Annotated in this window: 17 protein-coding genes; 7 read left to right on the top strand and 10 right to left on the bottom strand. The window is 72.9% G+C overall.

The annotated features are described in order from the left end of the window. Positions 1-27: 27 nt before the first annotated feature. A complete protein-coding gene (locus WMF20_RS27520) occupies positions 28-981 on the top strand; it encodes a Gfo/Idh/MocA family protein (RefSeq protein WP_437604913.1) in 954 nt (317 codons plus the stop codon). Between the two features lie 124 nt (positions 982-1,105). Here WMF20_RS27520 and WMF20_RS27515 read toward each other — a convergent pair whose 3' ends face one another. From WMF20_RS27515 to WMF20_RS27485, 7 genes are all read right to left on the bottom strand, one after another. Continuing rightward, positions 1,106-2,455 (bottom strand): VWA-like domain-containing protein, encoded by a 1,350-nt coding sequence (locus WMF20_RS27515; protein WP_437604912.1) that lies wholly within the window; start codon positions 2,453-2,455, stop codon positions 1,106-1,108. Then, on the bottom strand, positions 2,452-3,810 hold the full coding sequence (locus tag WMF20_RS27510; protein WP_437604911.1) for an AAA family ATPase: 1,359 nt from the start codon (positions 3,808-3,810) through the stop codon (positions 2,452-2,454). The genes WMF20_RS27515 and WMF20_RS27510 overlap by 4 nt, the downstream gene beginning before the upstream one ends. Before the next feature lie 178 nt (positions 3,811-3,988). Beyond that, positions 3,989-4,576 (bottom strand): hypothetical protein, encoded by a 588-nt coding sequence (locus tag WMF20_RS27505; RefSeq protein WP_437604909.1) that lies wholly within the window; start codon positions 4,574-4,576, stop codon positions 3,989-3,991. Between the two features lie 247 nt (positions 4,577-4,823). Beyond that, positions 4,824-5,819, bottom strand: a complete 996-nt coding sequence (locus tag WMF20_RS27500; protein ID WP_129577196.1) for a hypothetical protein — start codon at positions 5,817-5,819, stop codon at positions 4,824-4,826. Between the two features lie 149 nt (positions 5,820-5,968). After that, a complete protein-coding gene (locus WMF20_RS27495; protein WP_437604908.1) occupies positions 5,969-7,015 on the bottom strand; it encodes a hypothetical protein in 1,047 nt (348 codons plus the stop codon). Positions 7,016-7,485: 470 nt separating this feature from the next. Beyond that, positions 7,486-8,202 carry a hypothetical protein gene (locus tag WMF20_RS27490; RefSeq protein WP_437604907.1) on the bottom strand — a complete coding sequence of 239 codons (717 nt, stop codon included), beginning with the start codon at positions 8,200-8,202 and terminating at the stop codon, positions 7,486-7,488. A 4-nt stretch (positions 8,203-8,206) separates the two neighbouring features. Next, positions 8,207-9,412: an epoxide hydrolase family protein gene (locus WMF20_RS27485; protein ID WP_437604905.1), complete on the bottom strand. Its 1,206-nt coding sequence runs from the start codon at positions 9,410-9,412 to the stop codon at positions 8,207-8,209. Positions 9,413-10,359: 947 nt separating this feature from the next. Between WMF20_RS27485 and WMF20_RS27480 the strand changes: the two genes are divergently transcribed. Continuing rightward, entirely contained in the window at positions 10,360-12,426 is a 2,067-nt protein-coding gene (locus tag WMF20_RS27480) for a TonB-dependent receptor plug domain-containing protein (RefSeq protein ID WP_437604904.1), read from the top strand. Positions 12,427-12,525: 99 nt separating this feature from the next. Here the strand turns inward: WMF20_RS27480 and WMF20_RS27475 are convergent, their stop codons facing one another. From WMF20_RS27475 to WMF20_RS27465, 3 genes are all read right to left on the bottom strand, one after another. Beyond that, a complete protein-coding gene (locus tag WMF20_RS27475; RefSeq protein ID WP_437604903.1) occupies positions 12,526-13,158 on the bottom strand; it encodes an NUDIX hydrolase in 633 nt (210 codons plus the stop codon). Positions 13,159-13,321: 163 nt separating this feature from the next. Beyond that, positions 13,322-14,977 carry a carboxylesterase/lipase family protein gene (locus WMF20_RS27470; protein ID WP_437604902.1) on the bottom strand — a complete coding sequence of 552 codons (1,656 nt, stop codon included), beginning with the start codon at positions 14,975-14,977 and terminating at the stop codon, positions 13,322-13,324. A gap of 179 nt (positions 14,978-15,156) precedes the next feature. Continuing rightward, complete coding sequence (locus WMF20_RS27465) at positions 15,157-18,498, bottom strand: GAF domain-containing protein (protein ID WP_437604901.1); 3,342 nt, start codon at positions 18,496-18,498, stop codon at positions 15,157-15,159. A 710-nt stretch (positions 18,499-19,208) separates the two neighbouring features. Here WMF20_RS27465 and WMF20_RS27460 point away from each other — a divergent pair. From WMF20_RS27460 to WMF20_RS27440, 5 genes are all read left to right on the top strand, one after another. Then, on the top strand, positions 19,209-19,616 hold the full coding sequence (locus WMF20_RS27460) for a hypothetical protein (RefSeq protein ID WP_437604900.1): 408 nt from the start codon (positions 19,209-19,211) through the stop codon (positions 19,614-19,616). A 732-nt stretch (positions 19,617-20,348) separates the two neighbouring features. Further along, positions 20,349-21,665 (top strand): glycosyltransferase, encoded by a 1,317-nt coding sequence (locus WMF20_RS27455; protein WP_437604899.1) that lies wholly within the window; start codon positions 20,349-20,351, stop codon positions 21,663-21,665. Positions 21,666-21,729: 64 nt separating this feature from the next. Next, the gene (locus tag WMF20_RS27450) at positions 21,730-22,860 is read left to right on the top strand and encodes a polysaccharide deacetylase family protein (RefSeq protein WP_437604898.1); all 1,131 of its coding nucleotides are present in this window, start codon (positions 21,730-21,732) and stop codon (positions 22,858-22,860) included. 2 nt (positions 22,861-22,862) lie between these two features. After that, the gene (locus WMF20_RS27445) at positions 22,863-24,098 is read left to right on the top strand and encodes a carboxylate--amine ligase (protein ID WP_437604897.1); all 1,236 of its coding nucleotides are present in this window, start codon (positions 22,863-22,865) and stop codon (positions 24,096-24,098) included. Beyond that, positions 24,064-24,846 (top strand): metallophosphoesterase family protein, encoded by a 783-nt coding sequence (locus tag WMF20_RS27440; RefSeq protein ID WP_129577185.1) that lies wholly within the window; start codon positions 24,064-24,066, stop codon positions 24,844-24,846. The genes WMF20_RS27445 and WMF20_RS27440 overlap by 35 nt, the downstream gene beginning before the upstream one ends. Positions 24,847-24,866: the final 20 nt, after the last annotated feature.

Here is a 24,866-nt window from a genome sequence, read left to right as displayed (position 1 = left end):
GCGTCGCTCCGGCGAGGGAGGGCCCGGGTGAAGGTCCTGCTCCTCGGATACTCGAGCCTCGCTCGGAGGCGCGTGCTGCCGGCGCTCGCGCGCCTCGGCGTGCGCGAGATCGATGTCGCGTCGGCCTCCCGGGGCGCCGACATCGCCTTGCCGCCTGGCGTGACGGGGCGGCGCTACGATGACTACCGCGCGGCGCTCGCCCGCAGCGACGCGGCCCTCGTGTACGTGTCGACGGCCAACTCCACGCACGCGGAGCTCGCCGAGCGCGCCCTCGAGCAGGGTTTTCACGTCGTGGTCGACAAGCCGGCCTGCCTCTCGGTCGAGGCGTCCCGGCGCCTCGTCCTGCTCGCCCGAGAGCGGGGGCGCTGCCTCGCAGAGGCCACGGTCTACGCCCATCACCCGCTCTACCGCGAGGTCCGCCGGATCTTCAGCGACGCCGGCCGCGCGCCCACGCGGCTCGCGGCGACGTTCAGCTTTCCCCCGCTGCCGGCGGACAACTACCGGTACCGCGCCGCGCTCGGCGGCGGATCGCTGCTCGATCTCGGGCCCTACGCGGTCACCCTCGGGCGCGTGCTCCTCGCCGCCGCGGAGCCGGAGTCGATCGCTTGCCGCGTCGTCGAGCGCGCCGATGAGGTCGAGACGGCCTTCAGCGTGCTCATGATCTTCCCGGGCGGCCGCTCGCTGGTCGGGCACTATGGAATGACCACCGGATACCAGAACCGCCTGGAGGTCCTTGGCCCCGACGTTGTCGTGACCATCGACCGAGCGTTCTCGCCCCCCGCCGATCTCCCGATCCAGCTCGGCGTCGCCGAGCGCGACCGTCGCCGGACGGTCGAGGTCCCCGCGGCGGACAGCTTCGCGGAGTTCTTCCGGAGCGTTTTCGAGGCCATCGCCCGCGGCGAGCACGGCGAGCTTGCGAGGACGCTGCTCGCTGACGCGGCTCTCCTGGACGCGCTGCGCCGCGCAGCCGCGGCCCCTTGACGTCGAGCCCGCTCTAGCTCTCACCGTGGCGTGCATCGAAGGGCCGCGGCCCATCCCCGCGGCCCCAAGGAGCCCACCCATGCACACCGGTCGGCTCGATCGCGGTCGGTTCGACCCCCGACGCTCAGCCCCGCCTCGGCTTCCGCTCCAGCCAGGCCCGCTGCCCCCACGGGCACGCGAACTCGAGCGGCTTCGTCAGGATCCACAGCACCGGCAGCGGCGGCGGCGCCGGCGGCGTGGGCCCGGCGCCGTCCGTGAAATAGATGACGCCGGAGACCCGCCGGGCCGCCAGGAACTCCGGCGCGAACACCGGCCGCAGATCGGTCCCGCCGCGGCCGCCCACGTCGCCGAGCCGCCCGTCGAAGGCGTACACGCGCCCGATCTCCGTGTCGCACTCGGCCACGGTGATGCGCGCGACCTCGCTCATCGCCTGCAGCTGCCGGGCGATCTCCTCGAGCTCGTCGCGCCGCATGCTCATCGACGTGTCGATCGCCACGAGCACCGACGGCTTCGCGATGGCCCGGGGCGCGTACGTCCTGCCGGGCACCTCGCCGACGCGGCCCGGGAAGCGCCGGTTCGGCCGCGCGTACGTGTGCACCGGGGCGCGCTCCCGCGCCACGAACATCCGCAGCGCGGTCTTCCAGTCGAGCGGGGTCGCGCGCGGGCCGAGCACGTCGGTGAGCTCCTCGATGAGCCGGCCGGGCGTCTTGCCCGCGAGCGTCAGGCCGGGCAGATCCGCCGGGTCGCCGTCGTCCGCGAGGGCGCCCGCCTCCTCGGCGGCGCGCAGCAGGAGCTGCCGCGTCTGCTCCACCGCGCCCGGCTCCCGCGAGGGGCGGCGCAGCACGCGGTGGTCGTCGACGGCCTCGCCGCCCCGCTGCGGGAGCTTGCCCTCGCGCGCCGCGCGCACCAGCAGCTCGTAGCGCTCGAGCGTGCTCTGGCCGCCGCGCAGCCCGACCGGGGCGTAGGGCTGCCACCGGATCGGGTCGGGCAGCGGCTCCTCGATGTACTCGTTGGCCGACATCTCCAGGGCGAGATCCATGAGCTCGGGCTCGTCCGCGCCCGCGAACTTGGGGTGGCAGAGGTGCCCGAGCGCCACGTGGTGCACCTCGTGCAGGAGCACGCCGCGCAGGAACACGGGCTCGTTCATGAACGACTCCACGTTGACGTGGAGGAAGAAGCGGCCCTCGAACATCGAGACCGCCATGCGCCTGACCGAGGGGTCCGCGACCGGCGCGAGCCGCCCGAGGATCGCCGCGTAGCAGGGATATCGCTCCAGAAACCCCGGATCGCGCACGAAGGCGTCGAGCCACGCCGCGAGCTCGTCCTCGGGCACCTCGCGGCGCGCCGCGCGCTCGGTCTCCGGCATCGCCGCCTCGGGCGCCTGCTTCGCCGCCTCGGGCGCCTGCTTCGCCGCCTCGGGCGCCTGCTTCGCCGCCTCGGGCGCCTGCTTCGTCGCCTCGTTGCCCCGCCTCATTGCGGCCGGATGGGCGTGACGCCGTGCTTCTTCAGCGCCCCCGCCAGTCGGAGGGCCCAGCGCTCCGGCAGCTGCGCGAGCAGCTGGCCCAGGCACGCCCGCGCGACGTTGCTCCGCCGCACCTCCACGAGCTTCGCCTGCTGCGACAGGTGCGCCGACAGCGCGGTCACGACGAGCCCCACCCGGTGCTGCCGCAGCGCATCGGCGCGCCACGCCAGCACCTTCTGCTCGGCGGCGCTGCCCGGGTAGTTCTGGAGCAGCTCCTCGGGGCGGACGTCGATGAGCTGCGTCGCGGTCGCGTTGCCGCCGAGCGCGTCCTGGAGGCGCTCGCGGTGGTCGCCGGGCAGGTCGGCGAGCAGCGCCTCGAACGCCGCGAGCGACAGCTTCCGCTGCGCCGCGAGCACGCCGACCTCCGGCCCCTCGAGCAGCGGCGCGAGCCGCGTCGTCACCTCGTCGAAGCGGTCGGTCTCCCCGCGCTCGCGCGCGGCGCGCAGCGCCTTGCCCGCGGGCGAGGTCGGCCCGTAGTCGGCCAGCAGCGCGCGCAGGTCGAACGGCAGCCGCGTCGACCACGAGTCCTTCGACGCGAGCAGGAGCTCCACCCAGCTCGGCGGCAGGTACCCGCCGAGCGTGTCGCGCAGCAGCACGCCGTCCGCGAGCTCCTCGGGGCGGAGCGCGCTCAGCACCTGCGACGCGTACGTCCAGGTGCGCGGCGGGACGTCGTCCAGGATGCGCTCGTGCGCCTGCGCCAGCGCGATCACGCCCGGGTGGATCCCGTTCACCTGCGCCCAGGCGAGCCAGGACGCCCGGTCCGCGCGGACGTTCAGGTTGAGGAACCGCGCCCGGAGCGCGCGATCGAGCGGGGTCACCTGGTAGTCGGCCGACTCGGGGTTCACGGCGGCGAAGCACACCCAGCCCGCGGGCAGCTCGTACTCGTGCAGCCGCCGGGCGCTGAGCAGCTGGAGCGCCGGCTGCTGGATGTACCGCTCCGCCCGGTTGAGCTCCTCGAGCATCAGGATGCCGGCGCCTTCCTGAGGCAGCACCGACGGCGCCGCGTAGGCGGTCCGGTTGTCCCGGATGACCGGCAGGCCCACGAGGTCGGGCGGCTCGAGGAGGCTCAGGTCGAGCACGACCGTGGCGATGCCGAGCCGCTCGGCGAGCTGCCGGACGAGCTCGCTCTTGCCGATCCCCGTCGGGCCCTCGAGCAGCACCGCGCGCCGCGCGCGGTACGCGAGCTCGAGCACGGCCTCGAGCCGCGGTCCGACCGGGATCGGCGCGGAGCGCCCCTCGAGGAGGCTGGGGGGCGTCGCCGCGGCCGGCCTGCCCGGCGCGTTTCCATCGGATCTGGGCTTCGTCACGGAGATAGAGGAGGGTACGGCGCGCGCGGAGCGAAGAAAGAACCTCCGAGGCCTGGGGCCCAGGATGCTCGGCCTTTCCGTGCCCGGCGGGCTCTCGGCTCTCGTCCTGCCAGGTGGACCCGAGCTCTAGCAGCCGCTGCGCGGCCTGTCATTCGCCACGCGACGGCCGGCGGCGCGCTCAGGCGCCGAGGAGCAGCCCCAGCGTGGTCGCGAGCGCGGCGTCGTTCCACGAGGACAGCGCGCGGGGCAAGAGGACGGTCACGCGGTGAGGCTGGCCTCCGCAGCTGCGCGCACCCTCGTAGGTGCGTCCCGTCCGGGTGAGCTCGTAGCTGCATCGCCCGATCCGGCCGGTGAGCTGCCGGTCGTCCAGCCGGTAGTCGGAGAGGGCGCCGGCCACGAGGCCGCGCGCGCGGAGCCCTGCCTCCGCCCGGGTCACCGAGAGCTGAAGCGGCATGGCGCCGACGATGCCGGTCGCGGCCTGCTCGGTCGCGGTGACGCTCACGGGCTGGTTGAAGGCGACGCCCCGGACCGCCTGCCCGTCGCGCCCGCCGTCCGCCGCGTACACGCCCAGGCTCACGTCCGGCCCGACGACGCGCCCCGGCTCGATGTCGGCGCTCACGAGCTCGCCCCGGGCGGTGAGCAGGATGAACTCGCTCGGCCCCGCGGCATCGAAGATGTCGTCGCGCGCCGGGTGATCGGCGCCCGGCGCCGCCCCGCACGCTGCGGTGAGCGGCAGGGCGAGCGCGAGCACAGGGAGCAGCCTCATCCGCATCACAGCACCTCCACGCCTGGTCCGGCACACCGAACGTGAGGCCGGCGGCGCCGGAGCGGTAGACGTCTGTACCGCGAGGATCGGATTCACCAGGGCCGCATCCGTTCCCGATGGCCTCGGGGGGCATCGGGGAGCCCCCGAGGGGCAACCCCTGCACGTGCCGCCCGATGCGGGCTGCGATGCGCTGTCGTCCACCGATGCGCGAAGGCGTGCCAGCGCGCCATCGCGCGCCGGCGGCCCCTCAGCGCGGCACCTCGAGCGGGGCGCAGGTCGAGACGCCGGCGCCGACGATGCGGAAGCCGATGTTCGTCATGTAGTCGGGATCGATCGAGCCGTCCGAGGGCCGGTAGCGGCTCACGTTGGTGGTCCGCGACGACTGGAACTCATCCGGCGCGGTGTAGAAATAGAAGTCGCCACCCCAGAACGAGAACGCCCACGCGCTGGGGGTCTCGATGCCCGGCAGATCCGTGGCCTCGACGATGTCGCCGGTCTCCTTGTCGATCTCGGCGAGCTGGACCGGCGTGGTGGTGAAGAAGCCGAAGAGGCGCCCGTCGCCCGTGCCGGTGAGCTCCGCCGAGGCGCCGCGCAGCGAGCCGCTGAACTCCCCGACCGGCGTCACCGACGAGCCGTCGATCCTCCCGAGCCCGATGCCCGGCCTGCCGGTCGCGCCCGCCACGAACAGCTGCTCCGCGTCCGGGCGGGAGAGGTCGCTCGAGAAGCCCATCCCCAGCCGGGACCACCCCGCCGAGAGCGACATGTCCGTGGGCTCGCAGCTCGCGTCCTCGGTGCTGACCTTGAACAGCGTGCCTTCGCTGTCGTCGCCGTACACATAGTTGACCCACGCCACCGCGTCGCGATCGACCGCCATCGAGTTTGGATGCATGCTGGTTTGGCAACCCAGGACACCAATCTTCGTGAACTCCTTGCGATCGGGCCTGAAGCTGTAGAGCTCGTTGTCCTGCGAGAGCACGTACACGAGGGCCGCCCGCTCGATGCACCGGCTGTCGGTGTCCTCACTCCCGCCGCCCTCATCGCCGCCGCCGGTCCCGGCGCCGGCGCCGAACGTCTCGTCCTGGCCGCCCGCGCCGCTGCCGTGGCCTTCGCCGCTTCCGTCGCCGCCGCTGCTATCGCCGGCCCCTGTGGTTTGGCTGGTGTCTGCCGGGGACGTACCGTCGCCGGACGCGCTGCAGCCGCTCGCCGCGAGCGCCATCCAGAAGCACCATCGTGCGATTCGCATATCCGCTCTCCCTTCCGCGTGATTCGCTTCTATAGCCGCGAAGCGCGCGCCCGGGTACACGAAGTGGCGTCCCGAATGCAAAGGACATCTGCGCTCCGCGGGGGACAGAGGCGTCCGTGCCGAGCGGGCCTGAGGGGCGAGCGAGGTCATCAGGGGATGGCGACGACCTCGTCGGACTGGCAGCAAAAATACGTAGCTCCCTCGGGTGTCACTTCTCCAGCGGCGACTCCGCCGGTCGGGGCGCATGTGCCCGGCTCGTTCGTGACCCACTGCGCATCCATGCTCTCGAGGTGCAGGTCCGGCCCTGCGAGGCACTTCGGCCCGGCCAGCGTCACGGTCGCGGCGCCGAGCAGCCGGTGGCAGCTGCCGTCGTCGTAGGCCGACACGATCGCGGAGCACGCGCTGCCCTCGGGCGGCTCGCACCCGCACGGCGAGCAGCTGCGCGCATCGTCGAAGCCCGTGTAGAGCGCTTGCAGCTCGGGGTAGTGCTCCGGGCATTTCGGCTCGCCCTCGCGGAGGTAGCGGATGCATATCGCGAAGCCCTCCGGTCGCTGCGCGGGGGAAGCGACGCACATCTTCCAGGGATCGGCGCATGCGTGCTTGTCGGCCGAGCCCGCGCAGCCGCGCGCCCGCACGCTGAACGGGGCAGGCAGCTCGGGCGGCGGCCCTCCCGGATCGATCGTCGGCGCGCAGGGGCTCACCGTCGGCGCCGGGATGACCAGCGAGCCGAGCTCGCTCGAGGCGGTCGTGGCGCACGCGCCGTTCCACCCGTCGGGGGCGTCGAACGACGTGGACGCCGCCCCGTCGCACGTGGCGGAGGCGCTCCCCTGGAGGCTCGGCGGCAGCTCGCAGGCGGGCTGCATGCAGCGGCATGTCGGGCAGCTGTGCGCGTCGGCGAAGCCGCCGTAGCCGTCGAACACGACCTCCGGCGTCTCCGCCGGGCACTCCGGCGCAGACGCCCCGTCGACCGGGTCGCCCCTCCAGAGCAGGATGGGATCGCCGAACCCGAGGTATGGCAGCTCCACGCAGGCGCCCTGGCACACGGCGCACGGCTTGTCGCATTCGTGGGCGTCCAGGCCGTAGCACGGTTCGTCGCACGAAAACATCTGGACGGGGCCGCTGTTCCAGCAGCCCGCGAAGCTCCCGGCAGTAGCGAGCGCGAGCGCGAGCGCGAGCGGGTACTTCCTTGTCGTCATCGTCGTGGCCCTTTTCTGGCGTGTTTCGGTCCGGCCGTCGGACAGGGATCACTGCGCCGCGCTGATCTCTTGGCGCCGCCGCTCCAACCGCTCTCGAGCTCACGCCGGTTCACGCCGGCGGGCCCGCGCGGCCGGGGCGCGTGGCGCAAGCGTCCATCCAGAGAGGGGAGATCGCGCACGCCGAATCCATACTTGGGTCGGTGAGGACAGGAAAGCCCAATCTGCTGTGAAGCCTCAATGAGTCGATGTCATTCCGGTCTGGCTCACGAAATTATCAGCGCTCGCGCATCATGCGTCTCGTGCGAGAATATCGCTCCGGATGGCGGAAGGCATGGCGCTGGGAGAGCGCTCCCGGACCGCAACGGAACGTGCTGGACGTGAAGGGTAACGGCGGGAGGAAGGAACGTAGGCCCCTCACGAAGGGAGGGGGCGGGCGGCTCGGCAGCAGCCCCGCACAACCGGCAACGCGCCTAGCGCTGCGATCGCTCGAGCACGTCCACCGCATCCAGCAGGGGTCTTATCTGCGCGCGCTCCTCCTCGGAGAGCGGCGCCTCGTCGAGCTCGGCGCGCAGCGCGCGCGCCCGCGCCTCCTCGCCCAGGGCGACCGCGAGCTCGAGCCGCGCCGCGAGGGCGCGCGCTCGCTCGAGCGGGGCGTCCGCCTCCTCCTTCCGGGCGAGCGCCACGTCGAGCACCTTGGCGGCGGCGGCGTCGTCGTTCTTGAAATCACGCAGCCGCGCCGCCGCGCGCAGCGCCCGGCCCAGCCTCGAGTCCGAGCGCGACCCGGCGGTCGCGTCGTCATCTTCATCCGGCGCGTCCCGCCGGATGAAGATGACCGAGTTGCCCGCGACATCGACCACCGTGAAGCGACTCTGCCCCTTCTTCATGCGCGAGATCCGGGGAAAGCCGGAGACAGGAACCTTGCCATACGCCCGCCGCAGGCCCTCCGAGAAGGTCTCGTGGAGGCGCTCGACCTCGGGGACGAGCACAAGGCACGTGCTGTACGCCTCCCTGGGATCCAGCCTCTTGAGGCCCATGAAGTGCAGGTGGACGTCGCCGCGGCGCGTGGCCGCGTACACGTTCGGCCTCGTCTGCTGGTGGGTGACCTCGAAGCCCAGGGCGCCGTAGAACGCCAGGGTCTCGGGCATCGACACGCACGGAAGCACGGGAATCGTCGTCACGTCGCTCATGAGATCACCCCTTCGCGCCGGTCGCGCCCCCGCGGAAGCGGCGGAAGAAGGCGCGCACGTCGCCGGTGAACAGGTCGGGCTCCTCCATGGCCGCGAAGGTGCCGCCGCGGTCGAACTCGGACCAGTGCACGATGTTCGTGTTGTCGCGGGCGGCGAACCTGCGGATCGGAGCGATGATGTCGCGCGGGAACACCGCGACGCCGGTGGGCAGGGTCGAGGGCTTCACCTCGGAGAGATCCGCGTCGTCCGGCGTGTCCGGGGTCTCCACGAACGAGCGGGCCGACGAGGCGGCCGTGTTGGTGAGCCAGTACAGCATCACGTTCGTGAGGATGCGATCGCGATCGATGGCGTCCTCGGGGGTGTCCTTGCAATCGGTCCACTCCTTGAGCACACCGACGATCCAGGCGAGCTGGCCGACCGGCGAATCCGAGAGGGCGTAGGCCAGCGTCTGAGGTCGGGTCGACTGGATCTTCTTGTAGCCGTACAGCTCCCGCAGGTAGGTTTCGGCCGCCTTGAGCCGGGATTGCTCGGCGTCCGTCAGGCCCATGAGCTCCTCGGGATCTCCGGATGGCCACGAGACGAGGCCGTTCGTGTGCACGCCGATCGCGTGGTCGGGATCGACGAGGCCGACCTCGCGGGAGATCCACGTGCCCCAGTCGCCGCCCTGGGCGCCGTAACGCGGGTAATCGAGCCTTCGCATGAGCTCGGCCCAGGCGCAGGCGATCCGGCGCGCGCCCCACCCGGCCTCGCGGGTCGGCCCGGAGAGCCCGTATCCGGGGAGCGAGGGGATGATCAGGTGGAACGCGTCCGCCGGATCGCCGCCGTGGGCGCGGGGATCGGTCAGCGGACCGATGACGTCGAGGTACTCCACGACCGAGCTCGGCCAGCCGTGCGTCACGATCAGCGGCAGCGCGCCGGGCTCGCGCGAGCGCACGTGGAGGAAGTGGATCCGCTGGCCGTCGATCGTCGTCGTGAACTGCGGGTGCTCGTTCAGCCGCGCTTCGTGCCTGCGCCAGTCGTAGGTGGTGCGCCAGTACGCGGCGAGCTCCTTCAAGTAGCCGAGCGGGACGCCGTACGACCAGCCCGCGGAGGGCAGCTCGTCGGGCCAGCGGGTGCGGGCGAGGCGATCGCGCAGATCGTCGAGCGCGGCCTGCGGGATGTCGATGCGGAAAGGTCGGATGTCGCTGTCCACGGGCAAGGGAGAGCTCATGCGTACGACGTAACGTACGATGTACGGTTCGTCAACCCGGGAGCGCTCGGTCGGTCGCCCTCGGACATGGCGGAGCTGCCGAGGCGATCCGGGCGCAGCTGCCGGCATGCCAGGACTGAAAGCAGCCGTCGCAGGATCGAAAGCGATCGGGGGCATCCTTAGGGGTAACCCCGTGAAGTCGTCGGGGCCGAACCCTGGCCCACATCCTGCTAATCACGGAGGACAGAGCGCCCGTGACGGCTTCCCCCCCCCGCCGTCGAATGGGCGCTCTGTTTTTTTGTGCTTCCGGTCCGGCCGGCGCAGCGCTCACCGAGACGCCGCAACCCCAACCCGGGTGAGCGCCCCGGTGAGCGCCCCTGCGGCGCAGACCCAACCCCGGTGAGCGCTCGCGGTGGCGCAGACCCAACCCCGGTGAGCGCTCCCGCCTCCGGGGGCCAGTCGCCGCAACCGAGCACTCCCCGGTCCCGGCGGCGAGCTGCCAGATCTGCAAGCGACGATCTCAGGATCGAAAAGAGGTCGGGTAACCCCTTAGGATAACTACCGGAAACATGTCGGGACGAGCCCTGGCCCGCGTCCTGCTAAGCATGCAGGGCAGAGCGCCTGTGACGGCTTCCCCCCCCCGCCGTCGAATAGGCGCTCTGTTTTTTTGTGCTCTGCTCACGGGGCGCGCCGAGGGGCTCCGCCCAGCGTCGATGCGAGCAGGCGGATCGCGCCGGGCAGCTCTTCGAAAAGCTTCCCGTGTCTACATCGGCGGACCGCGCGGCGGGGCCCAAGCGGCCAGGGCGCACGAGGCGGGAGACGGCCGGGGCCGCCCGGAGCGGCGATGTCCCAGGCGGCAGGAGCGCGCCGTGCCTCGCCGCCTTCCGCCGCGTGGCTGGAGCTGCTAACTCCCCGGGCGCCAGGGGGGCGGCTCTTCCATCTCCCGGCGGCGCATCGACGACATCCGCGTGAGATCCTCCAGCGCACTCCTCGCCTTCGCGATCGCCGCCGCCGCCAGCGCCCACGCGGGCGAGGCGCACCCCCAGCCCGCCCCGGCGACGGTCGCCGCGCCGCTGGACAAGCCGCAGACGCCCGCCGCGCCGACCGAGGCGCCCGCCGCGCCGGCCTCCTCACCCGCGTCGGCCGACTCGCCCGCCGCGCCTGCCGGGATCGAGGTGACCGTCGAGGGCAACCGCGCCCCGCCGGGCTCCGTCTCGCTCTCCCGGCGCGACATCCGCGAGCTGCCCGGCGCGCTCGGAGATCCCTACCGCGCCATCGAGATCCAGCCCGGCGTGACCTCCATCGCGAGCGGCATGCCGTACTACTACATCCGCGGCGCGCCGCCGGGGAACATCGGCTACTTCTTCAACGGCATCCAGGTCCCGCTCCTCTTCCACGTGGGCGCCGGCCCCAGCGTCATCCCGGCCTCGATGGTCCAGCGCGTCGAGATGCACCTCGGCCCCTATCCCGCGGACATCGGGCGGCTCGCCGGCGCGGCGATCGAGGCCGAGAGCGCGCCGCCGTCCGACGTCTGGCGCGGGGAGGGGAGCCTCCGGTTCATCGACCTCGGCGGCGTCGTCGAGGGGCCGGTGGACCGGGACACGCACGTCCTCGTGGGAGGCCACTACGCCGCCGGCGCGGCGCTCACCTCGGCGCTCGTGCCGAGCGTCGACGTGGGCTACGCCGACTACCAGGGACGGGTGACCTACCGGCTCGGCCCGGAGGAGCGCTTCACCGTCTTCGCCTTCGGCGCGTACGACTACCTCGCCAGCATCGACGAGGGCGGCGGCGCCAAGGCGACCAACGTCCTGCTCGACAGCGACTTCCACCGCCTGGACCTGCGCTACGACCGCGAGGACGCCTCGGGCGCGCGCGTCCGGGCGGCGCTCACCCTCGGGCTCGACCAGTCGCGCGGCGTCGGCGTCGAGATCGCGCAGGCCTGGAAGCTCAACGCGCGGATGAGCCTGGCCCGGCCCATCCTCGGCGGGCGCGCGCTCCTGCGGGCCGGGGCCGACGCGGCGGTCGACCGCTACCAGGTGACCCCGCGCCCGAGCCCGCCGACGGCCGGCGAGCCCGCCGAGGGCGCGGACGACGAGCCCGCCGAGGGCACGGAGCAGCTCGACGAGAGCTTCCCCGAGCTCTTCCGCAGCCGGCTCGATCTCGCGCTGGGCGCGTGGGCCGACGCGCTGCTCGTGCTCGACGAGCGCTCGACCCTCACGCCCGGCGTGCGCGTGGATCACTACACGTCGCTCGGCCGCACCGCCGTCGCCGTGGACCCGAGGATCGTCGGCCGCTTCGGCGTCGGCGACCACGTGCGGCTCATCCCGGCCTTCGGCGTCGCCTCGCAGCTGCCCGGCCTCGCCCCGCTGCCGGCGCTCCAGATCGGCGGCATCCCGGGGGGCCTGCAGCGCAGCCTGCAGTCGAGCTTCGGCGTCGAGGCCAACGTGGGTCCGGTCAATTTCAGCGCGACGGCGTTCCGGCAGGTGACCTTCGGGCTGAGCGATCCGATCGGCACCGGGCGCGGCACGAACCTCAGCACGGAGCGCTTCCTCACGCGGAGCCTCGGCGACACCTACGGCCTGGAGCTCGGCGCGCGCGGGGCGCTGCGCCGCGACATGTTCTTCCTGGCGTCGTACACGCTGTCGCGCTCCACGCGCACGCGCGGCAAGGCGACGATCCCCTCGGCCTACGACCGGACGCACGTCGCGCACGTCGCGCTGCTCTACGACCTCGGCAAGGGGTGGCGCGCCGGGATCCGCCACGTCTTCTACACCGGCTTTCCCGCCGACGAGGCCACCCCGGGCCGCCCCCCGCGCGAGCACCCGGATCGGATCCAGCCGTTCTACCGGCTCGACATGCGCCTGTCGAAGCGCTGGGCGCTGGGCGCGCGGAGCTACCTCGGCCTCGTGCTCGACGTGCAGAACGCGACGCTCGCCAAGGAGGTGTTCGACGTGAGCTGCGACGACAGCGGGTGCACGCCGCAGACGATCGGGCCGGTCACGATGCCGGGGATCGCGATCGAGGGCGGGTTCTGAGGAGAAGGCGCCTCGGGGGAGCGCGAGGGGCGCGGCGGCGACCACGCCGGCTCCAGCCGGCGCCGGCGGTCGCCCGGGCCGCGAGCGCCCAGCCGCGGCTCACCGGTGGAGCAGGTCGAAGAGCTGCTCCAGCATGATGTAGGTCAGGCCCCAGACGACCCGCTCGTCCACGCGCAGGCACGGGAGCTGGAGGACGTTCCCCTCGTGCGTGTACGCGTAGCTCGAGGTGCGCTCGCCGCGCGCGAGCGGTCCGAGCGGCGTCCAGAGCGCCTCGGCCACCTCGTCGCTCAGGGTGAGATCCGGCGTGGAGCGCAGCGCGAAGACGAACGGGGCGATGATCATCCCGACGCGCCGCCCGCGGACGACCGCCGGGATGTCGGGCAGGCGCGCGAGCAGGGTGCCGTGCGCCGCGAGGTCGATCCCCACCTCCTCGTGCGTCTCGCGGATCGCGGTGGCGAGCAGGCTCCCGTCGCGCTCCTCGCGCCGGCCGCCCGGAAGGGCCATGTGCCCTGACCAGGGATCGCCCGGGTGCTCGGCGCGGCGGATCAGGAGGAGCTCGGCCTCGCCGGGCTCCGGGCTCCCGGCGGGCTCGAGCGCCGTGCCCAGAGGCCCCGCCGGCGCCCGCAGGATCGCGGCGACCGCGGCCTGACGCTCCTGCGTGAGCGCGTCGAGCGCGGCCTCGCGCCCTTCGAGGCGGGCCATGATGGCGGCGAGGTCGTAGGAGGGGAGCACGGCGGCGAGGATAGCATAGTGTCTACCGGTACTTAGAGATCGCGCGCGGCGGCAGGGGGCTCCGGGCGCGAGGCGGCGCGGCGGCGGACCTGGACGCGAGGCGCGCAGGCCGCACGCCGGGCCGCAACCACGGCGCCCGGGCCCCGCCGGCGTGCGATCGCCGTCAGGGAGCCGCCGCGGCGAAGCTGTCCCACATGTCGCAGAGCTCCTTCTTCAGCCCGGCCTCCTGGGAGCTGGTCATGTCGAGGACGATGTTCTCGTCCGTCTCCGGCTCGTACCTCGGCCATTCGACCGCATCCTCGCCGTTCGGGTCTCCGGTCTCCGCGTGGCGCGACCAGTACCCCATGATCGCCTGCGAGAGCTCGAGCTCGTCCTCGGTGAGCGGCTCCGACACGAGCAGCCCCGGGTTGCCGAACACGTACCGGATCTCGGCCGAATGGAAGGCGCCGAGCTCGCCGAGCAGCGAGCTCTCGGGCGCGTGGGTGAAATGATAAAGATACGTCGCCGCGCCGCCGCTCGCGATGGCGCGCGCCGCGCGCCGCGTCGGACACACGAACATCGAATCGCCCAGCGCCGCGGTCGCCGCCGCCTGCGCCGAGCCGTACGTGTCGCTCGGGTAATTCGCCACCACCTCTTCGCCGTGGCCGGGGGCGAGCCCGTCCGCGAACGTCACGAACTCGGCCTCGTCGGCGACCGTCGCGGCCTCGCCCCAGAGCGTGACGAAGAGCGAGCCCTCGTCGGCGTTGCTGCCGATGATCGTCGGCAGCTTCTCGAAGCTCCCGGCTTCGAGGAGCTTGCTCGGCACGTCGGGGAGGTTCCAGCCGTCGATGACCGGGAACCAGGTCGGGCCGGCGCCCACGAGGAAGGCTTCGCCCGGCGGGAGCGCGCTCATGACCTCCTCGGCCGGCTTGCCGCGCAGGCACTCGAGGACCGAGGGCGCGTCGGCGCAGCCCAGCGCCTCGACGAGCTCCTGCCCCTGCGCCGTGGCCGTGGCCTCGTCCGCGGCGGAGTCGCACGGCCCGCTCTCGATGATGGCGCGATGGAACAGGCCTTTGCTCGGCGGCGACACCAGGTGCATGCAGACGCTGATGCCGCCCGCCGACTCGCCGAACAGGGTGACCTTGCCCGGATCGCCGCCGAAGGCGCCGATGTTGGCCTTGACCCACTCGAGCGCGGCGCGCTGGTCCTCGAGGCCGTACGCGCCCGTCGCGGGGTGATCGGGATCCTCCGACTTGAGCTCCGGGAGGGCGAGGAACCCGAGCGGGCCGAGGCGGTAGTTGAGGGTGACCACCACCGAGCCGGTCGTCTCGGAGAGGAGCCGGCCGTCGTAATCGGCCTCCGCGCTGCTCCCCATCTCGAAGCCGCCGCCGTGAATCCAGACGAGGACGGGCAAGGACGAGGACGCCGGGCGCTCGGGCGTCCAGACGTTCAAGGTGAGGCAGTCCTCTCCCGAGCTCTCGTTGAAGCCGGGCGTGAGCAGGTTGAGCTGCGAGCAGGGGATGCCCACCTCCACCGCGCTGCGCGGCTCGGTCCACGGCTCGTGCGGCGCGGGCGGTCTCCAGCGCAGCTCGCCGACCGGCGGCGCGGCGTACGGGATGCCGAGGAAGGTGCGCGTCGCACCGACGACCGCGCCCTCCACCGGACCCGCCTCCGTCTCGATGAGCAGGGGCGCCGGCTCGCCGCCAGCACCGCCGGAGCCGCCAGCGCCGCCGGAGCCGCCAGCGCCGCCGGAGCCACCCGGGGCGGGCTCACTCGAGCTGCAGGCAGCAGCGAGCAGGCCTAGGAGAATGGTGTGCGACAGTGAAAGTCGAATGGGCATGGTCGTCTCCGTCGAGAGCAAGTCGAGAGTGCGGGACCGTGGGTAAAGAGGAGAGCACAGCGCCGAGGGAGAGCGGCGGACACGGCGACCGCGCTGGAGATGATGGAGTTCTTCGCCCGATTCCGCGAGCTCTACAAGTCGCCATCGTCGTCGAGCGAGGGCCGGGCGCGGGCCCGCCGTCAGCCGCCCTGCCGGCGGGCCGCGGCGACGCGCGCGACGAGCCGCTTCACCTCGGCCGCGTCCACCGGTTTGGTCAGGTGGTGGTCGAACCCCGCCTCGCGGGCCTGCCGCCGATCCTCCTCCGTGCCCCAGCCGGTGAGCGCCACGAGGAAGAGACCGGTCAGGTCGGGCTCGGCCCGGAGCCGCCGGGCCACGTCGTAGCCGTTCATGCCCGGCAAGCCGATGTCCAGGAACACGACGTCGGCGCCGAGCTCCCGGGTTGCGGTCAGCGCGTCGGGGCCGGTGTGGACCGCCCGGGTCTCGTGCCCCGATAGCCGGAGGAGCAGGGCCAGGCTCTCCGCCCCGTCGACGCTGTCGTCCACGACGAGGACGCGGAGGGCGGCCGGGGGGGCGCCGTGCGCAGGGCCGGCGGACGATGGCCTCGGCGCGGCCTCCTCGGCGGCGGCGAGGGGGAGGCGGATCGTGAACGTCGAGCCGCGGCCGGCGCCGTCGCTCTCGGCGTGGATCGAGCCGCCGTGCAGCTCGACCAGGCGCTTCACGAGGGTGAGCCCGATCCCGAGGCCGCCCTGGGCCCGGTCGATCGAGCGGCCAACCTGGGTGAACATGTCGAACACGTTCGACAGCATGTCGGCCGGGATCCCAACCCCGTTGTCCGCGACCCGGACGACCACCGCGGCCCCGTCGCGCTGGGCGGCGAGCCGGATGCTGCCGCCGGCCGGGGTGTACTTGGCCGCGTTGTTGAGGAGGTTCGCGAACACCTGGGCGAGCCGGGTCGGGTCGGCGTCCAGCAGGAGAGAGGCCGGCGGGAGCCGGACCGCGAGCTCGTGCGCCGCCGCCTCGATCAGCGGGCGGCTCGTCTCCAGGGCGCTGTTCAGGACGGCCCGGAGATCGATGCGCTCCTTCCGCAGCTCCACCTTGCCGCGGGTGATCCGGGAAACGTCGAGCAGGTCGTCGACCATGCGGACCATGTGCCCGATCTGCCGGTCCATCATGTCCAGGATTTTGCGGGCCTGGTCCGCGCTGCCGGCGACCTTGAGGATCTCGAGGCCCGTCCGGATGGGGGCGAGCGGATTCCGCAGCTCGTGGGCGAGCGTGGCGAGGAACTCGTCCTTCCGCCGGTCCTGGTCGCGGAGCTTGTCGTAGAGCCGGGCGTTTTCGATGGCGACGGACGCGATGTGCGCGAGCTGGACGAGGATCGCCTCGTCGCTCTCGGTGAAATCCCCGTCGTGCTTGTCGGAGAGGTGGATGAGGCCGAGGTTCTCCCCGCTCCGCCCGATGAACGGCGCGACAAGCCAGCCCCGCATCGGCGGGAGCTCAACCTGGGTGAGGGGCGGCGACGGGGGCTCAACCTGGGTGGGCGGGAGCTCAACCTGGGTGGGGGGCGGCGGGGGCTCAACCTGGGTCGGGGGCTCAACCTGGGTGGGCGGGAGCTCAACCTGGGTCGGGGGCAGCGGGGGCTCAACCTGGGTGGGCGGGAGCTCAACCTGGGTCGGGGGAGGCTGCCCCAGCTCAACCTGGGTGAGCCGCACGGGACGGTTCGTGCGGCAGACCACCGCGTAGACGCCGTCCTCCACGGACGGAACCGCCGGGCCACGCCAGCCGTCGTACTTCCCGGACGTGGCCACCGGGTTGACCGCCTGCGACTCGTCGACCCCAGCGTTCAGCCGGGTCACCGCCAGGCGCGCCCCGATGATCCGCCGGGCCTCCTCGGTGATCCCCTGGAGCACGCTGCCCAGGGACCCGGACGCGTGGATGGTCAGCGCAGCGTCCGCCACCTGCTTGAGGAGCCGGCCCTGCTCCCGCTCCAGCTCGAGCAGCCGCGCGACCCGCTCCTCGTCGAGCTTGCGGGCGGTGACGTCGACCGTCACCCCGTCGAACCGCCGGGGGGTGCCGTCCGGCGCATAGGCCGTCCCGCCCAGCGCCCGGACCCACTTGAACGCCCCCGTGGCCGGATCGACCGTCCGATAATCCATGTCGTAGGGGATCCGCTCGCGGATCGACGCCTCGATGGCCCGTCGGGTCGGCTTCCGGTCGTCCGGGTGCAGCCGCTCGTAGAACGTGCCGATGGTCACCCGCGCGTCCGGCGGCAGCCAGAAGTGCTCCTTCACCCGGTCGTCCCAGATCAGCTCGTCGAACGGCAGATCGCAGTACCAGAACCCGAGACCCGACAGCCGGACCGCATAGTCGAGCCGCTCGTCCCGCTCCCGCACGCCCCGGGCCGCCCGCGCCCGCTCGATGGCCTCCCAGCAGCGGCCGACCACCAGCCGCACCAGCCCGACCTCATCGGGCGTCCAGCGCCGCGGCACCTTCTGGTGGACCGCCATCGCCGCCGTGAACCGGCCGGACTTGTGCAACGGCACGCAGATGACCGCCTGGATCTCCGTCGCCCGGTACGCCGCGAGGTCGCCTCCGGCCCTCGGGTCCGCGTCGACGTCGTCGATGACGTACGGCTCGTTCGCGAGCATGAGCCGCACCACCTCGGGGCCGAAATCGGCGACCGGCCACCGGCCCACGATGCTCCGGACCCCCCGCGTGTGATCGCCCGTGATGACGAACACGCGCTCGTCCTCGACCTCCGCGTAAGCGCACCGGTCCACGCCGAGGTGCTCCGCGAGCAGGCGCGCCGTCACGGCCATGACCTCGCCGGGATCGACGAGCGGCTGGGTGGCCGCGGCCAGCTCGGCCAGGAACCGATGCCGGCCCTCGCTCTCCCGCAGCGCGTCGCTGGCCCGCCTCGCCTCCCGCGCCTGGGCCAGCGCATGCACGGCCGTGGCGGCGAACCGCGATAGGCTGGAGACGAGCCGCGCGTCCTCGGCGTCGAACTTCCGCTCGTCGGAGTGCGCCACGACCCAGACCGTGCCGATCGGCGCGCCGCCCGCGTGGAACGGGACGGTCAGCGCCTCGACGATCGCCGGATCCATGGCGGCGCCGGCCGCGAAGTGGCGGGCAGGGGGCGAGAACGAGAAGAGGAGCGCCGCGTTGCAATCGAGGACGGCGCCGCAAGGGCTCGGGCGCCGGGGCATCGTCCCACCGATGTGGTGCGCAAACGCCCCGGCGAGGGCGACCCACCGGAACACCTCGCGGCCGTCCTCCACCTCGAGCACGCTGACGCCCGCCGAGTCGGCCCGGCAGAGCTCGAGCAGCAGCGACACGAGCTTCGGGAGGACGTCCTCCAGCGACCCGGCCATCGCCTCGGCGAGGGCGATCAGGGCCCGGTTCTCGGCCGCATGATCGGGCAGCCGGGACGGGCGGAGGGAGAGCGCCTCGGCGGCCAGCATCTCGTCGATGCGGACCCCCGGAGGCGGGAGCACGGCGGTGCCGTCGCAGTGCGGAGCGCTCATCGGCAGGGACGCTCCACCCGAGCCGAGCCGTGCGGGGGCAGGGCGGGGACGCCGAGCGCCTCGGACGCCGGACCGACCGTCATGGCGTCCCGAAAATCGAGCAAGCTCGGCTTTGAATGCTGCATGCGTTCGGCGGAGCTTGCTAAGGCGACGGGCAGGCCACCGCAAGCCGTCGGCCGCGCGCCCGGCGCGCCGGGGCGTCCCCCGCGGCGCACGGGCGGGTCACCCGGGCTGGCGCGCCGCCCTCGGCGCCGGGAGCGCCCTCGGCCGGGGAGCGCGCGTCATCCTTGCTTGCTGCGGCTCGACACGCGCGGAGCGTAGTCCGATCGCCGGAGGGGCGTCCACGCCGAGGCGAGCGCACCGAGCGGCTCGCTCCTCTCGCCGGGGGCGGTAGGAGCGCATCTCGCACGGCTGTCTCCGCCGGTCCTGGGCATGCCCTCGGTCCCGCTGTCGAGGGGGTGCCACGCGCGCGCCAGCATGACTCTGGTCAGCATGACTCTGGAGGACGGCGCGCCGCGCCTGTTTCCAGGACGTATCCGGAGGTCCGTTTGCCGGAAGCGTCGAAGAAACCATCCGGACCCGACCGGATCACATCGGGACCAGCTCGGGACCGAGCGGCCCAGCGCGACGAACTCAGCAGCTCCCGGCGTTCGGCTCGCTCGGCCGGGCATTCTGATTCGGCGCTCACCCTGATAGGATGATCGCGGACCATGCTCGAGATCCTGCGCAATGCGCACTACACCGTGACGATCGATCCGGCGGCGCAGCTCGCGCGGGTGACGCGGAGCGCGGCGCCGTCCGAGTCTGCCGCCATGTTCGAGGAGCGGTGGATGGAGGTGAGCCGCGCGCTGGACCGCGCCGGCCGCAGCGGGCTGTGCCTGCTCGTCGACCTGCGCGCGGCGGCGGGGCGGAACGACCCGCAGTTCGAGGCGGCGATGCAGCGGCTGCGGCCAGCCGTGATGGGCGGCTTCCGCCGCGTCGCCGTCCTCGTGCGGACGACCGCGGGGGCGCTTCAGATTCAACGCCATGTCCGGGAAGACGGCATCGACCGGATGATCGGCAGCGACGAGGCCCAGCTGCTCGATTACCTCCGTGAGGGACGGCCGCGCTGCCGCTGACGCGGATCGCGCCCGACACCGCCCCATCGGCGTGCGCCGCGGCGCCGCTCGTGATCTTCATCGACGCGTCCTCCGTTCGGTCGTTTGCATCGCGTGTCCCCCCTCCGGTGAAGCGGCCACGATCCGAGGTCGCAGCCCGGCGCCGCCGCAGCGCGAACGGCGGTCACCCACGCTCCCTCGCAGCCCGGCCCCCCGACCGTGCCGCAGCACGCCCTCTGCAGTGCGCGCGCATTACGAGGGCGGCTCACCTTTTTTGACCGGCCGGAGACGATCTTCGTAACTGATTGAAAACGAACCGCTTTCCCGGGCCAGCCGCCGCGCCGCCCGGCGAGGCGCCGCGCTCCGGGGAGGTGGTCAGTCGAAGACTGGGACGGAACTCCTCTGTTCGGCGCCGAGGGCCATGTCCTTATCAGGGTTGTACAACCCTCGTACTTCGGTTTTCCCGTTTGTCGCGCGATTCGCTTGTCAGCTTGCGAATCCGCCGTATAGTCAATCCGAGTCGCGTCCCCGCCATCCGCCATGGAGTCACGCGGGGTGTTGCAGCGCTCGTGTCGATCCGCCGGATCGGGGCACTCACCATCTCAGCTCCGCTCCGGCGACGCCCTGGACGGCGTTTGCCGCGCAAGGGGGGCCGGTCGCGAGGGGATGGAAGGAAAGCCGGGTACGGCTGGCGCCGGACGGGCAGGCGAGTCGGCGGGACCGGCGGTCCACGCGTTTGGGGGGGAGAGGGGTATGGAGACACAGGTCGCTCACGATATCGAGGATCGCGCTCGCAGGGACTCGCGGGCTCTTCAGCGGCTCGCCATCGCGCACGTGGTGAGCAGCTTCCAGACCGGCGGCGCCGAGCAGGTGGTCGTCGATCTCGCGGCGTCCCAGCGCGCCGCGGGCCACGACGTGCTGGCGGTCGCGATCGCCGAGGATCCGGACGGGCCGCGCGCGGAGCAGCTCCGGCGGCGCGGGGTCGAGGTGCGCCTCGTGCCGAAGGGCCCGGGGTTCGACAGGACGCTGACCGCCCGCCTCGCCGCGCTGTTCGCGACGAAGGGCGTCTCGCTCGTCCACGCGCACAACCACCTGTCGCTCATCTACGCGGCGCCCGCCGGGTGGCTGCACCGGGTCCCGGTCATCCACACGAAGCACGGCGTGTCCCAGGACATGGAAGGACGAAGGTGGCTGCGCAGCGCCGCGTCCGCGTTCGTCGACGCCCACGTCGCGGTGTCGTACCCGACCGCCGCGGCCGTCCTCGGCCGGCGCGAGGTCGACCGGCCGAAGCTGCATGTCGTGGCGAACGGCATCGATCTATCGCGGTTCGCGCCGGATCCGGCGGCGAGGGCCCGGGTGAGGGCCGAGCTCGCGATCCCGCAGGACGCCCTGGTCGTCGGGAGCGTGGGGCGCCTCTCTCCCGTGAAGAACCACGCGCTCCTCGTGCGCGCCGCCGCGAGGGCGCTGCCCCGGAGCGGGCGGCTCCTCCTCGTCGGCGACGGCCCCGAGCGCGGGCGGCTCGTCGCCCTCGCGCGCGAGCTCGGCGTGTCCGATCGCGCGCTGTTCGCCGGGGAGCGCCACGACGTGCCGGCGCTCCTCGCCGCGCTCGACGTGTTCGCGCTGCCGTCCCTGTCCGAGGGCCTGCCGCTCGCGCTCCTCGAGGCCATGGCCGCGGGGCTGCCGACCGTCGCGACCGACGTGGGCGGCGTGCCCACCGCGCTCGTCGACGGTGAGACGGGCTTCCTCGTGCCCTCCGGCGAGGTCGCGCCCCTCGCCGCGAGGCTCGCGGAGCTCCTGGCCGATCCCGCGCTCGCCGCGCGGATGGGCCGGCGCGGCCGCGCGATCGCCCTCCGGCGCTACTCCGCCGCCCGGATGGCCGAGCGCTACATGGATCTCTACGCGCTGCTGCTCGCGCGGCACACGCCGCGCGCCGCCGCCGTCCGCCCGAGCTCCCTGCTCGCCTGGATCTGGGGCGCGAGCCAGCGGCCGCGCCAGATCACCGCCGCTCCGGGCCGCGGCGACGGCCGGGCTTCCGGCGATCACCCGCCGCCGGCCGCGCTGGCGAGCTGAGCGGACGACGGCGCGCCGCTGTCATCGATCGTTTTTTCGTAAGGCTCTCGAGGGGGGAGGACTCATGTCGAACGTGGTGAAATGGCTCTCGGATCTCCTGGCCGCGCCGTGGGCGACGCGGCCGTTCACGCGGGTGATGCGCGGGCGCGTGACCATCATCGTCATGCACCGGCTCGCGGACCCGGCTCGCGGCATCACGGGCGTCGATCCGCGCGATCTCCGGCGCGCGCTGGAGTTCCTGAGGAAGGAGCGGTATCCGATCGTGTCGCTCGAGCGGGTCTTCCGGAGCCTCTCGGGCGAGGCGGCGCCCATCGACCGGGCGGTCGCCTTCACGATGGATGACGGCACGAGCGACCAGGCGACGGTCGCCGCGCCGATCTTCGCGGAGTTCGATTGCCCGGCGACCATCTTCGTCGTGACCGGCTATCTGGACGGCGAGCTGTGGTGCTGGTGGCACCGCGTGGAGCACGTGTTCGAGTCGACGCGGCGCCGCGAGCTCAGCGTCATGGTCGCCGGCGTCCGCCACGTCATTCGCCTGGACGAGGGCGTCCCGCGGGCGCACCTCGCGCGGCGCTTCATGGAGCACTGCAAGCGCGTCCCCGAGATCGAGAAGCTCCGCGCCGTCGAGCGGCTCGCCGCCGCCGCCGAGGTCGAGCTCCCGGCGCGCCCGCCCGAGCGTTACGCGCCGATGTCGTGGGACGACGTCCGCGCGTGCGAGGCGCGCGGCATCACGTTCGGCCCGCACACGGTCACCCATCCGGTGCTCTCCAGGACGAGCGACGCGCAGTCGAAGCGCGAGATCGTCGTGTCCTGGGCGCGCCTGTGCGCCGAGGCCAGGCGCCCGGTCCCCATCTTCTGTTATCCGAACGGGCATGTGGGGACGGACTTCGGTCCTCGCGAGTTCGCCACGCTGCGCCGGTTCGGCTTCCTGGGTGCCGTGACCAACTGGCCTTGCGACCACGCGACCGTCGCGGGATTCCAGAGCTCGCCGGACGCGCCGTACTCGGTGCCCCGGGTCGATTTCGGCGCGGATCACCGGAGCTTCATCCGCTCGGTGTCGGGCGTCTTGCGGACGAAGCAGCTGCTGAAGCGGCACGTCGCCCAGCGGGGCGCGGCCGCGCCGGCCGATGCGGGCCTCTCGCCCGAAGGCCCCCAGGACGAAAACCGCGGCCCGTCGACCTCGCTGTTCGAGTGACCATGGATCGACAAGACATCGGCGCCATCCGCTTCTCCCCCGAGCGTCCCCCGGCGCTCGTGCTGGGGGACATCACCCTGGTCCGGCCGCTCGGGATGGCCGGAATCCCGGTCATCGCGGCGACGAAGGATCGGTCCGACGCGGTCCTCTGCTCGCGCCACGTGCGCGCCGCCTGCGTCGTGCCCGGCTTCGACGAGGCGAGCCGGGACGCGTCCGCGTCCGTCTTGCTGGGCCTCGGGGAGCGGCTCCACGCGGCGCTCGGGCGCAAGATCCCCCTGTTCTACGGCACGGACCCGCAGCTCGAGCTCGTCTACCGCCACCGGGCGGCGCTCGCGCGGCACTTCCTCTTTCTCCTCAACGAGGAGGACGTGCGCTGGTCGCTGCTCGACAAGGAGGGGTTTTACGGCCTCTGCGAGGCGAGGGGCGTCCTCGCGCCGCGCACGCTGCGGCCCGGCGGCGATCTCGCGCGCCTGCGCGAGCCGCTGCTCGTGAAGCCGCGCCGCAAGTCCGCCTGGGCCGAGATCCAGCGCGACCTCCTCGGCGGCGCGGGGAAGGCGCGCCGCTTCAACACGCGCGCCGAGCTGCTCGCGCACCCGCACTTCGAGCGCCTCAAGCGCGACCTCATCGTCCAGGAGCACATCCCGGGCGGCGTGGTCGATCTCGTGTCGTTCCACGGGTTCGCCGACGAGCGGCGGGAGCTGCTCGCGTGGTTCTGCGGGCGCAAGCTCCGCACCTACCCGGGCTTCGCCGGCGAGAGCGCGCTCATCGAGGTCACGGACGACGAGGCGGTCGCCGCGGCCGGGCGCGAGGTCGCGGGGAAGCTCGGGCTCAAGGGGCCGTTCAAGATCGACCTCGTGCGCGACGCGAGGAACGGCGCGCTCTACACGCTCGAGGTCAACGCCCGGTACACCCTCTGGAACCACGTGGGCGCCGCGGCGGGCGTCAACCTGCCGCGCGTCGCGTACGACTACCTGGTCGAGGGCCGCCGCCCGGCCGAGGCGCCGCGCGCCGCCGCGGGCTACCGCTGGCTCGACGTCTACCGCGTCTACCGCGCGTTCCGGGAGCAGCGCGGCGGCGCGTCCCTCGCGACCTGGCTCGGCTCGGTCGCGGGGGCGCCCACCGTCTACGACGCCTTCGCCTGGGACGACCCGAGGCCCTTCGCGCGATGGGCCAGCACATTCCTCACACGAAAGGTGGCTCGCCATGCTCTACGGGATCATCTCGGACGTTCACGGTAACCTCGAGGCCCTCTCGGCCGTGCAGGCGTTCCTCGCGGAGCGGGGCGTGGAGCACCTGCTCTGCCTGGGGGACATCGTCGGGTACAACGCCGACTCGGACGCGTGCGTGCGCCTGCTCGCGCGGCCGCCGGTCCTCGCGATCGCGGGCAACCACGATCTCGTCGCGATCGGGCGGATCGACGTCGAGCGCTGCGGCGCGAAGGCCGCCTTCGCGCTCCGGCGCACGCGCGCCGCGCTCTCGGCGGACAGCAAGCGGGCGCTCGCCCTCTTGCCCAGGCGGCGCCTCATCGAGGGGGAGATCGTCCTCATTCACGGCGGCGTCGTCGATACGTGCGAATACATGACGAGCCCCGCGCACATCGAGGAGAACGCGCAGATCCTCGGCGAGCGCGAGCCCAGCGGGCGCATCTGCCTGTTCGGGCACACCCACGTCCAGGCGCTCTACGAGGTCGAGGCGGGCGTCGCGACGCTGCGGTCGGCCTGCGAGCGCGTCTCGCTGGACCGCGCGCGGGGCAGGCGCTTCTTCATCAACCCCGGCTCGGTCGACGCGGCCCGGAGGAGCGCGAAGCTCGCCGAGTTCGCCATCTTCGACTCGTCGCGACAGGAGATCTGGTTTCACCGGGTCCCTTACGATCACGAGCGCGCCGAGCGGCGCGCCGCCGAGGAGGGGTATCGAATGACGTGGCTGGACAAGCACCTCGGCGCGGCGCGGGGGGCGATCGCCCAGCTGCGGCCGCGGTTTCGCTGAGGGGCGGCGATGCCGCCGCG

Origin of the sequence: Sorangium sp. So ce834 (assembly GCF_051521425.1) — a bacterium.
Lineage (GTDB): Bacteria > Myxococcota_A > Polyangia > Polyangiales > Polyangiaceae > Sorangium > Sorangium cellulosum_D.
Note: the sequence above shows the minus strand (reverse complement) of the source record. Positions and strands in the feature narration are given on the sequence as shown.

What these genes read in the sequence shown, in the direction of transcription:
- WMF20_RS27500 (WP_129577196.1), bottom strand. Translation starts at nt 5,819, where the DNA reads ATGCGAATCGCACGATGGTGCTTCTGGATGGCGCTCGCGGCGAGCGGC.
- WMF20_RS27490 (WP_437604907.1), bottom strand. Translation starts at nt 8,202, where the DNA reads ATGAGCGACGTGACGACGATTCCCGTGCTTCCGTGCGTGTCGATGCCC.
- WMF20_RS27440 (WP_129577185.1), top strand. Translation starts at nt 24,064, where the DNA reads ATGCTCTACGGGATCATCTCGGACGTTCACGGTAACCTCGAGGCCCTC.
- WMF20_RS27495 (WP_437604908.1), bottom strand. Translation starts at nt 7,015, where the DNA reads ATGACGACAAGGAAGTACCCGCTCGCGCTCGCGCTCGCGCTCGCTACT.
- WMF20_RS27465 (WP_437604901.1), bottom strand. Translation starts at nt 18,498, where the DNA reads ATGAGCGCTCCGCACTGCGACGGCACCGCCGTGCTCCCGCCTCCGGGG.
- WMF20_RS27470 (WP_437604902.1), bottom strand. Translation starts at nt 14,977, where the DNA reads ATGCCCATTCGACTTTCACTGTCGCACACCATTCTCCTAGGCCTGCTC.
- WMF20_RS27445 (WP_437604897.1), top strand. Translation starts at nt 22,863, where the DNA reads ATGGATCGACAAGACATCGGCGCCATCCGCTTCTCCCCCGAGCGTCCC.
- WMF20_RS27450 (WP_437604898.1), top strand. Translation starts at nt 21,730, where the DNA reads ATGTCGAACGTGGTGAAATGGCTCTCGGATCTCCTGGCCGCGCCGTGG.
- WMF20_RS27455 (WP_437604899.1), top strand. Translation starts at nt 20,349, where the DNA reads ATGGAGACACAGGTCGCTCACGATATCGAGGATCGCGCTCGCAGGGAC.
- WMF20_RS27485 (WP_437604905.1), bottom strand. Translation starts at nt 9,412, where the DNA reads ATGAGCTCTCCCTTGCCCGTGGACAGCGACATCCGACCTTTCCGCATC.
- WMF20_RS27460 (WP_437604900.1), top strand. Translation starts at nt 19,209, where the DNA reads ATGCTCGAGATCCTGCGCAATGCGCACTACACCGTGACGATCGATCCG.
- WMF20_RS27505 (WP_437604909.1), bottom strand. Translation starts at nt 4,576, where the DNA reads ATGAGGCTGCTCCCTGTGCTCGCGCTCGCCCTGCCGCTCACCGCAGCG.
- WMF20_RS27515 (WP_437604912.1), bottom strand. Translation starts at nt 2,455, where the DNA reads ATGAGGCGGGGCAACGAGGCGACGAAGCAGGCGCCCGAGGCGGCGAAG.